The organism is Microvirga sesbaniae (assembly GCF_025460805.1).
GTDB lineage: Bacteria > Pseudomonadota > Alphaproteobacteria > Rhizobiales > Beijerinckiaceae > Microvirga > Microvirga sesbaniae.
In genome coordinates this window covers 1-9,215 of the sequence record NZ_JAMXFJ010000077.1, presented here as the reverse complement: position 1 = coordinate 9,215, position 9,215 = coordinate 1, and the positions used below count along the sequence as shown (strand labels likewise).

Below are 9,215 nucleotides of genomic sequence, written 5' to 3'. Positions count from 1 at the left end.
GTGCAATCCCACGCGAAAGGTCCTGATCCCTTATGACTGTGAGGCCTACAAGGCGCGCAACCTGATCGAGCGCTGCTTCAACAAACTCAAACATTGCCGCCGTATTGCCACCCGTTATGACCGAAGGACCGCAAACTTCCTCAGCTTCATTCTGATCGCCGCGGCACTACAATGGATGCGCTGAATGTCGATTCAGCCTAGAGCTGCTTCCACTCACGTGGAATCATCTCTTGTCTTTGCCGAGCCGCATTTTTTGACGGTGAACCGGATCCACTTCACCGAAAAATGCTCTAACGCCGGAACGACTCGATCAGCCGCTCCGCCGTGGCGGGGTTCAGCGCCATGGGGATGTTGTAGACGAGGGCGAGGCGCATCAACGCCTTCACGTCCACGTCGTGGGGATGGGGCGAGAGCGGATCGACGAAGAAGAAGAGGGCGTCGATCTTTCCCTCGGCGATCAGGGCGCCGATCTGCTGGTCGCCGCCGAGCGGGCCGCTCTTCAACCGCGTGACCGAGAGGGATGGGCAGCGCTCCATGACACGCCCGCCGGTGGTGCCGGTGGCGAACAGGACGAAGGGCCGGATGTCGTTCTCATACCTGGCCACGAAATCGGCCATGGCGTCCTTCTTGGCGTCGTGGGCCACGAGCGCCAGCGTCAGTTGCTTCATGGGCAGGGCCGCTCAATTGCTCCAGCGGTCACGCCACTGCATCTCGCCGGCCATGCAGTTGGTGCGCGGAGGGGACTGGATACGCTCGATCAGCGGCTGGGCGGGCATCAGGTTGGCAACTTCCAGCAGGATCTTGGTCTTGATCGCCTCGATGAACTGGTCGCGCTCCCGCACCGGAACGGTGAACGAGCCCTGGCCGCCGATGACGCAGTCCCTGTAATAGATGTCGAGATCCGGAATGTCGAGATAGCCGGGCTGGCGCAGCATGATCGGCAGGCCGTTGATGGTGATGCCCTTGGCGAGGGCCGCGTCCCGGGCCTCGATCACGAGCCGCCCCTGATTGTTGGGGCCGTCCCCCGACACGTCGATGACCCGCCGGGTCGCGTTGAGGCCGCTCTCCTCGAGAAGCTTCACGCTGAAATCGATGGCGCTCGAGATCGAGGTCCTCTGTGCCCGGCGCAGGGGCGTGGACGAGATCCTGTCCGCAAAGGCCATCAGGCTCTCGGAATTGTCGAGAACCGTCCAGGGAACGATCACCTTCTGGTCCGGCGAGCCGGCCCATTCCATGTAGGTGACGGCGATCCTGCCCAGCATCCCGCCGCGGATCGCATCATGGACGAGCTTGGACCGGAACGCCTGGGCGAAGCCCTCCCGCTGCAGGGCCTGCTCGTCCGTATCCATGGAGAAGGAGATGTCGACGGCCAGAACGAGGGCCAGGTCGACCTCGGTCTCCGTCTGCGCCCGGGCCGGAAGAGCCAGAAGCGCGCAGAGACAGGCCAGCCCTGCGGCGAGGCGGATGAAGCCGGAACGAACCATCGGTGTCTCCTTCTCGGAGCCGGATTGGTCATGGAAGTGTGCCAGCTTCTGAAAGTAAGGCAAGGGCGGGCCCGGACCAGAGGTCGGACTTGGGCATGACGTGGAGGGTGGCGTCACCCGGTGATGCCACCCTCCACGTCATGGCCGGCCGGTTATCACTCGCCTCGTGCCGGCCATCGCGATCTTTTGGGGCGCGGCGCTTCACCGGATCGGGATCACCGGGACAAGCCCGGTGATGACGTGGAGCGTGGCATGAGGCGGTGATGCCACCCCCTCACGTCATGGCCGGCCTTGGGCCGGTGATGACACGGGACGGGCTTATGCGCGGGTCATCGACGCTCGCCGGCTCTCCACCAGGTCGAGGGCGGCCTGGAAGGCGCCATCGGCATCCAGATGCGTCGTGTCCAGGGTCATGGCGTCGGCGGCCGCCTTCAGGGGGGCGGTGCTGCGGTTCATGTCCCGCTCGTCCCGGCGGCGGATATCCACCAGGATCGTCTCGTATTCCGCCTGCTCGCCCCGGCCCAGCAGCTCCCGGTGACGCCGCCGCGCCCGCTCCTCGGGGGTGGCCGTGATGAAGAGCTTCACGTCCGCGTCGGGGCAGACCACGGTGCCGATGTCCCGGCCGTCGAGCACCGCACCCGGCTCCTTTGCGCCGAACTGGCGCTGGAAGGCCAGCAGGGCATCCCGGACCGGCTGGTAGGCCGACACCACGGAGGCGGATTCGCCCATGGCGGCGCCGCGCAGGCGGGCATCGTCCTCCAGGTGACCGACGTCGAGGTTGCGGGCCACCTCCGCGGCCGCGTCCCGCTCGGTGAGCGGGATGCCCCGGTCCATGAGCACGCGGGCGACCGCCCGGTAGAGGAGGCCGGTGTCGAGATGGGCGAAGCCGTAATGCTCGGCCAGGCGCCGGCCCAGGGTTCCCTTGCCCGAGGCGGCTGGGCCGTCGATGGCGATGATCATGGGCTCCCTCAATCCTGGATCGTGGCGCCGAGCTCGCGCATGAGCGGGATGAAGGAGGGGAAGCTCGTCGCGATCATGGCGCCGTCGTCCACGGTCACCGGCTGGGCCGTCGCCAGGCCCATGACCAGGAACGCCATGGCGATGCGATGATCGAGATGGGTCGCCACCGGATTGCCGCCGCCGCGGACCTTGCCGTTCGAGCCGTGAACGAGGAGGTCGTCGCCCTGGATCTCGTGCTCGACCCCGGCCTCCGCGAGGCCTGCGGCCACGGCCGCGAGCCGGTCGGATTCCTTGACGCGCAGCTCGTGCAGCCCCTGCATCCGGGTCGTGCCCTGGGCAAAGGAGGCCGCGACCGCCAGGATCGGGTACTCGTCGATCATGGCCGGCGCGCGGGCATGGGGGACCGTGACGCCGGTGAGGCGGCTGTGGCGGACGCGCAGGTCCGCAACCGTCTCGCCGCCCTCGTCGCGCTCGTTCAGGCGCTCGATGGAGGCGCCCATCTCGATCAGGGTCGTGATGAGGCCGGTGCGCAGGGGGTTCATCATCACGCCCTCGAGCACCACGTCCGAACCCGGCGTGATCAGGGCCGCCACCAGGGGGAAGGCCGCCGAGGAGGGGTCGGCCGGCACCACGATGTCGGTGCCCCGCAGCTCCGGCTGGCCCTGGAGCGTGATGGCGCGGCCGTCGGCCCCGTGAGGGGTGATTTCGACGCTCGCCCCGAAATGGCCCAGCATCCGTTCCGTATGGTCGCGGGTCGCCTCGCGCTCGATCACCGTGGTCCGGCCGGGCGAGTTGAGGCCGGCGAGCAGGACCGCCGACTTGATCTGGGCCGAGGCCGCCGGGGTCTCGTAGGTGATCGGGATCGTCTCCCGCGGGCCGCGCAGGGTCAGCGGGACCCGCCCGCCCTCGGCCTCGCTCACCACGGTCACGCCCATCTGGACGAGCGGATCGAGGATCCGGCGCATGGGACGCTTGCGCAGGGAGGCGTCGCCGTCGAAGGTCGAGGTGATCGGGTGGCTTCCGGCCACGCCCATCATCAGGCGCGAGCCGGTGCCCGCATTGCCGAAATCGAGCACGTCCTTGGGTTCGCTCAGGCCGCCGACCCCCACGCCCGTGATCCGCCACCGGCCGGGCGCCTCGCGGGTGATGGCGGCTCCGAGCGCCCGGCAGGCTTCCGCGGTGCGCAGCACGTCGTCGCCCTCGAGCAGCCCCTCGACCCGGGTCTCGCCGATGGACAGGAGGCCGAAGATCATGGAGCGGTGGGAGATCGACTTGTCGCCCGGAACGCGGATGCGCCCCTTCAGGGGCGTTCCAGGCCTGCTGGCGACCGGTGACGGCGATCCGTGCGCGTGCGACATTCTCGGTTCCTTGCTCGGGTTCCTTGAGACTTCTGATCAGGGCGGGCTCCTAACACGCGGTTTTCCCGCCGTCACGCGCAAGCTGGCGCGGGCCCGGGGCTCTCTTGCAATTTCCTATTTGACAAGGCATCCCCTCACGACTAACGGAGCGTTCCCGACCATTCACACTCACAAGGCAATCACCCGTGGCCAAACCGGAACTCGGCTTGAAGCGCCAGTGCATGAGCTGCGGCGCGAAATTCTACGATCTCAACAAGGACCCGGCCGTCTGCCCGAAATGCGGCACCGTCTTCCAGGCCGTGGCCATGAGCCGGGTGGCCGCTCCCGTGGTGGCGCGCGCCGCCGCACCCGATGACGACGACGAGACCGAGCTCGAGGCGACCGGGCCGGAGATGGTCTCCCTCGACGAGGTCGAGGCCGGCGAGAACGAGAAGGACATCCCGGTCGACGACGACATCGACGTGGGCGACGACGTGGCCGACGACGACACCTTCCTCGAGGACGAGGAAGAGGGCGACGACGACGTGTCGGATCTGATCGACAGCGATCTGGAAGACGACGAAGAGGCTTGAACCTCGCAGCAGAGGCGACTATAGAGACGCCTCTGCCGAACACGGCAGACCCCGCGGTGCCCGGCACCGCGGATCGAGATGGGGCCATAGCTCAGCTGGGAGAGCGCTTGCATGGCATGCAAGAGGTCGGCGGTTCGATCCCGCCTGGCTCCACCAATTCCCCAAAACAGCCGCCGCCCAGGCGGCTTTTTTGTTGCGGGACCGCCCCGGATCGCCGGCATCTACATCTAAAGCATAGGAATCGGGGCCGATTCTTCGCCCTTTTTCTCATGGATGCGGCGGCGATCTTCATTTTTAGTCGCAGTGCCTTAAGCTAAGGCAATGTCCTTTTGCCACCGAAAGCGGGAACGATGACGCGCGTCCAGACGAACGGCCTCCAGGTTGCATCGGTTCTTCACGATTTCATCGAGCGGGAGGCGATTGCCGGCACGGGCCTGTCGAGCGCCGTCTTCTGGGGCGGCCTGGCCGGGCTCGTCCGGGACTTCGCGCCCCGCGACCGCGAGCTGCTCGCAATCCGGGACAGGATCCAGGGACAGATCGACGAATATCACCGGGACCGGGCCGGCAAGGCCTTCGACCAGGCGGATTACGAGCGCTTCCTGCGCGACATCGGCTACCTGCTGCCCGAGCCCGAGGATTTCACCGTCCAGACCCAGCACGTGGACGACGAGATCGCCCGGATCGCCGGGCCGCAACTGGTGGTGCCGGTCTCCAACGCCCGCTATGCGCTCAACGCCGCCAATGCCCGCTGGGGCAGCCTCTATGACGCGCTCTACGGCACCGACGCCATCCCGGAGGAGGACGGAGCGACCCGGTCCGGCGGCTACAACAAGGCCCGCGGCGCCAAGGTGGTCGAGCGCGCCCGCGAGGTGCTGGACCGGGCCGCACCGCTCGCCGCCGGCAGCCACCGGGATGCGGTCTCCTATGCCGACCAGGGCGGGGCCCTCGTCGTCACCCTGCAGGACGGCACCGAGACCGGCCTGATCGATCCGACCCAGTTCATCGGCTACCAGGGCGAGGCCGCCAGCCCGACCTCCGTGCTCCTGCGCCACAACAACCTGCACCTGGACATCCGCATCGACCGCTCGCATCCGATCGGCGCCGAGGACCCGGCCGGCATCGCCGACGTGGTGATGGAATCGGCCGTCTCCACCATCATGGACCTGGAGGACTCGGTCGCCGCGGTGGACGCCGAGGACAAGGTGCAGGTCTATCGCACCTGGCTCGGGCTGATGAAGGGCGACCTCGTGGAGAGCTTCGAGAAGGGGGGCAGGACCGTCGAGCGCCGTCTCAATCCGGACCGGGTCTACAGGATGCCCAACAGCGGCGAACTGCGCCTGCACGGGCGCAGCCTCATGCTGGTGCGCAATGTCGGCCACCACATGTTCACCGATGCGGTGCTCGACGAGGAAGGCCGCGAGATTCCCGAGACCATCCTCGACGCGGCCGTCACGTCGCTGATCGCCATCCACGACCTCAAGGGCTCCGGACCGATCCGCAACAGCCGCGCGGGCTCGGTCTATATCGTGAAGCCCAAGATGCACGGGCCCGACGAGGTGGCCTTCGCGAACGACCTCTTCGGCGCCGTCGAGGACATGCTGAATCTCTCCCGCAACACGCTGAAAATGGGCATCATGGACGAGGAGCGGCGCACCACCGTCAACCTCAAGGCCTGCATCAAGGCGGCGGCCGAGCGCATCGTGTTCATCAACACGGGCTTCCTCGATCGCACCGGCGACGAGATCCATACCTCGATGGAAGCCGGCCCGATGGTCCGCAAGAACGACATGAAGGCGACCGCCTGGATCAAGGCCTACGAGGACAACAACGTCGATGTGGGCCTCCTCTGCGGCCTGCCCGGCAAGGCGCAGATCGGCAAGGGCATGTGGGCGGCGCCCGACAAGATGGCCGACATGCTGGCGCAGAAGATCGGTCATCCGCAGGCCGGCGCCAACACCGCCTGGGTGCCGTCGCCCACGGCCGCGACGCTCCATGCGCTGCATTACCACGAGATCGACGTTCCCGTGCGCCAGGAGGAGCTGAGGGAGCGTCCGCGCGCGAAGCTCACCGACATCCTGACCATTCCGGTCTCGCAATCGAACTGGGCGCCCGACGCGGTGCAGCAGGAGCTCGACAACAACTGCCAGGGCATTCTCGGATACGTGGTGCGCTGGATCGACCAAGGCGTCGGCTGCTCCAAGGTGCCGGACATCCACGATGTCGGCCTGATGGAGGACCGCGCCACCCTGCGCATCTCGAGCCAGCACATCGCCAACTGGCTGCGTCACAGCATCGTGTCGAAGGACCAGGTGATGGAGACCCTGCGCCGCATGGCTGCCGTGGTGGACCGGCAGAACGGGGGCGATCCGCTCTACCGTCCGATGACGCCGAAATTCGAGGGTCCGGCCTGGAACGCGGCCTGCGACCTGATCTTCAAGGGCGCCGAGCAGCCCAACGGCTATACCGAATGGATCCTGCACGCCCGTCGTCGCGAGGCGAAGGCCGGTGGAGCACCCGACCGCAGCGAGGAAAGCGGCGTCAAGACAAAAACCAAATAAGAGGAACCGGGCGTCGCGGGTGCGGCGCCCCGTTCGTTTAATCGTCCCGGTCGGCCGGGCCAAGCGCGAGCGCGTTGACCGTGCCGCCGATCAGGTTGCGGCTCAACAGGTGCTCGGTCGTGAGCGCGAAGCGCACAGGCGTCAGGCTCGCCGGCAGGGCCGCGATCCAGTCCTTGAGCCGGCGTGCGGCCGCGACGGCCTCGTCCCGCTCGACCGCCTTGAAGCGCAGGCTCATGCCCGGGCGCAGCTGCGCGAAACGGGCGAGATCGGCGCTGATCACCGTGGCGATCTTCGGGTAGCCCCCGGCCGTCTGCCGGTCGCGCATCAGCACGATGGGCTGGCCGCTGCCCGGCACCTGGATATGGCCGTCCACGATCCCGTCCGACACGATGTTGAATCCCCGGGCATGCGCGAGGCGCGGCCCGGTGAGCTGGAAGCCCATGCGGTCGGCCTGCGGGCTGACGGTGAATTCACTTTCCAGGAGCAACGAAATGGTTTCCGGCGTGAAGTAATCGTCCTGCGGGCCGAGCATGACCCGGATCGGCCCCGCCTCCTCGAGAGGGTCGACGGCGAGCTGCATGGGCTCGCGGTCCTGCGCTTCGGGGCGGCAGGGAAGGCGGTCGCCGGCCTTCAGCGGAGCGCCTTTCAGCCCGCCGAGCCGCGAGCGGAGATGGAACGAGAGGCTTCCGAGTTCAGGCTCGACGGCGATTCCTCCGGCGATGGCGAGATACGCGAAGGTGCCGGTGCGCGGATGCCCCACCTCGAGGCTCTGCCCCTTCTTGAGCACGACGGAAGTCTGCGGGGCGACGGGCGTCCCGTCGATGCTCAGCGAGCACCCGGCGCCCGCGAGCGCCACGTGCAGGTCCCCGCCCTCGCAGGTGAAGGCGCCGCCGAGGTTCATGAACTCGATGGCCGCCATGTCGGGCGGGTTGCCGACGAGGGCGTTCGCCATGGCCAGGGCGCGCCGGTCCATGGCTCCGGACGGAGAGACGCCGAAGCCCTGATAGCCGATGCGTCCGCGATCCTGCAGGGACGTCATGGGGCCGCAGGACGTGATGACGAGATCGCTCATGGGCTCACCTCCTCGGCGACCGGTTCTCCGGCCCGGACGGCCTTCTCCAGAGCCTCCCAGCGCGAGGCGTCGACGGGCTCGAACACGATCTCGTCGCCGGCCGCGAACAGGAAGACCGGATCGCGCCCGGGCGCATAGGGCCGGACGGGCGTCAGGCCGAGATTGTGCCAGCCGCTCGGCATGTCCATGGGGGCGATCCCCGCCTGCTCGCCGCCGATCATGATCGTGCCGGCCGGGATCTTGGCCCGGGGATGGAGCCGCCGCGACGTGGCGATCCGCTTGTCGAGGCCGCCGAGATAGGTGAAGCCCGGCAGGAAGCCGATCATGTAGATCCGGTAGACGGCCGAGGAATGGATCTCGATCACCTGGCTGGGAGTCAGGCCGTGCAGGCTCGCCACCTCGTCGAGATCGACGCCGTACTCGCCGCCGTAGACCACCGGCACGCGCCAGCGCCGTCCGACCGCCCTGCGCGGGGCCAGATCCTTCGTCGCCTCGCCCAGGAGCCCGGTGAGGGCGTCATAATCCATCGTCGCGGGATCGAACTGGATCGTGAGGGAGCGGTAGGTCGGCACCGTCTCGATCAGGCCGGCCGGAGCCTGCGCCCGCACGATGGCGTCCAGCGCCAGAACCATCCCGTTGATGTCCGGGTCGATCGTCTCTCCGAACTCGACGGTCACGGCGCTGTCGCCGCAGGGGAGTATTTTCGGTGTCGGCACAAGGCACCTGTTGACAATCCGGGACGGCCAGACAACCCGCATCTCATATTGCAGCCGATCCGGCAACGGGGCGGCGATCCCCGGCGCCATGCGCCGGAAGCAGACGAGGGCCTTGCCCGGGGATCATCCCGGCATGCTTCTTTTTGCTAGGCTCACCCTCACGGCGCCCTCCGTGGTATGCCACCCTTGCAATGATGCCTGGAGCCCAGGCTTTGATGGAGGAGATCATGACTTTGACATCCAGGACGGCCGTCGTGACCGGCTCGACCAGCGGCATCGGCCTCGCCATCGCCCGGGCCTTCGCCAAGGAAGGCGCCAACGTGGTCATCAACGGCTTCGGCGACGCGGAGGCCATCGAGAAGGAGCGCGCCGGCATCGAGCGCGAGTTCGGCGTCAAGGCGATCCATTCGCCGGCCGACATGTCGAAGCCGCACGAGATCGAGGAGATGATCCGGCTTGCCGAGCGGACCTTCGGGAGCGTCGACATCCTGGTCA

General features: G+C 67.6%; 9 protein-coding genes, 1 tRNA gene and 1 pseudogene. 5 read left to right on the top strand and 6 right to left on the bottom strand.

The genetic code is table 11. The features are described from left to right. A pseudogene (locus OCW50_RS32235) lies at positions 1–184 on the top strand (hypothetical protein); the annotation flags it as partial. 106 nt (positions 185–290) lie between these two features. Here the strand turns inward: OCW50_RS32235 and OCW50_RS32230 are convergent. The 4 genes from OCW50_RS32230 to aroA form a co-directional block, all read right to left on the bottom strand. Next, on the bottom strand, positions 291–668 hold the full coding sequence (locus OCW50_RS32230) for a methylglyoxal synthase (RefSeq protein WP_262300328.1): 378 nt from the start codon (positions 666–668) through the stop codon (positions 291–293). Positions 669–680: 12 nt separating this feature from the next. Continuing rightward, positions 681–1,484 carry a DUF1194 domain-containing protein gene (locus OCW50_RS32225; RefSeq protein ID WP_262300327.1) on the bottom strand — a complete coding sequence of 268 codons (804 nt, stop codon included), beginning with the start codon at positions 1,482–1,484 and terminating at the stop codon, positions 681–683. A 318-nt stretch (positions 1,485–1,802) separates the two neighbouring features. Further along, positions 1,803–2,444, bottom strand: a complete 642-nt coding sequence (gene cmk, locus OCW50_RS32220; protein ID WP_262300326.1) for a (d)CMP kinase — start codon at positions 2,442–2,444, stop codon at positions 1,803–1,805. Between the two features lie 8 nt (positions 2,445–2,452). Continuing rightward, a complete protein-coding gene (gene aroA / locus OCW50_RS32215) occupies positions 2,453–3,802 on the bottom strand; it encodes a 3-phosphoshikimate 1-carboxyvinyltransferase (RefSeq protein WP_262300325.1) in 1,350 nt (449 codons plus the stop codon). A gap of 185 nt (positions 3,803–3,987) precedes the next feature. Here aroA and OCW50_RS32210 point away from each other — a divergent pair, with 185 nt between their 5' ends. From OCW50_RS32210 to OCW50_RS32200, 3 genes are all read left to right on the top strand, one after another. After that, positions 3,988–4,374 carry a TIGR02300 family protein gene (locus OCW50_RS32210; RefSeq protein WP_262270648.1) on the top strand — a complete coding sequence of 129 codons (387 nt, stop codon included), beginning with the start codon at positions 3,988–3,990 and terminating at the stop codon, positions 4,372–4,374. A gap of 80 nt (positions 4,375–4,454) precedes the next feature. Then, positions 4,455–4,530, top strand: a tRNA-Ala gene (locus tag OCW50_RS32205). Positions 4,531–4,724: 194 nt separating this feature from the next. Continuing rightward, entirely contained in the window at positions 4,725–6,932 is a 2,208-nt protein-coding gene (locus tag OCW50_RS32200) for a malate synthase G (RefSeq protein WP_262300324.1), read from the top strand. Between the two features lie 37 nt (positions 6,933–6,969). Here OCW50_RS32200 and OCW50_RS32195 read toward each other — a convergent pair whose 3' ends face one another. Continuing rightward, the gene (locus tag OCW50_RS32195) at positions 6,970–8,004 is read right to left on the bottom strand and encodes a 5-oxoprolinase subunit C family protein (protein ID WP_262300323.1); all 1,035 of its coding nucleotides are present in this window, start codon (positions 8,002–8,004) and stop codon (positions 6,970–6,972) included. Beyond that, the gene (pxpB, locus tag OCW50_RS32190; RefSeq protein WP_262300322.1) at positions 8,001–8,762 is read right to left on the bottom strand and encodes a 5-oxoprolinase subunit PxpB; all 762 of its coding nucleotides are present in this window, start codon (positions 8,760–8,762) and stop codon (positions 8,001–8,003) included. The genes OCW50_RS32195 and pxpB overlap by 4 nt, the downstream gene beginning before the upstream one ends. A gap of 185 nt (positions 8,763–8,947) precedes the next feature. Between pxpB and OCW50_RS32185 the strand changes: the two genes are divergently transcribed. Continuing rightward, positions 8,948–9,215: SDR family NAD(P)-dependent oxidoreductase (locus OCW50_RS32185; protein WP_262300321.1), on the top strand; the 268-nt coding region annotated here is incomplete at its 3' end.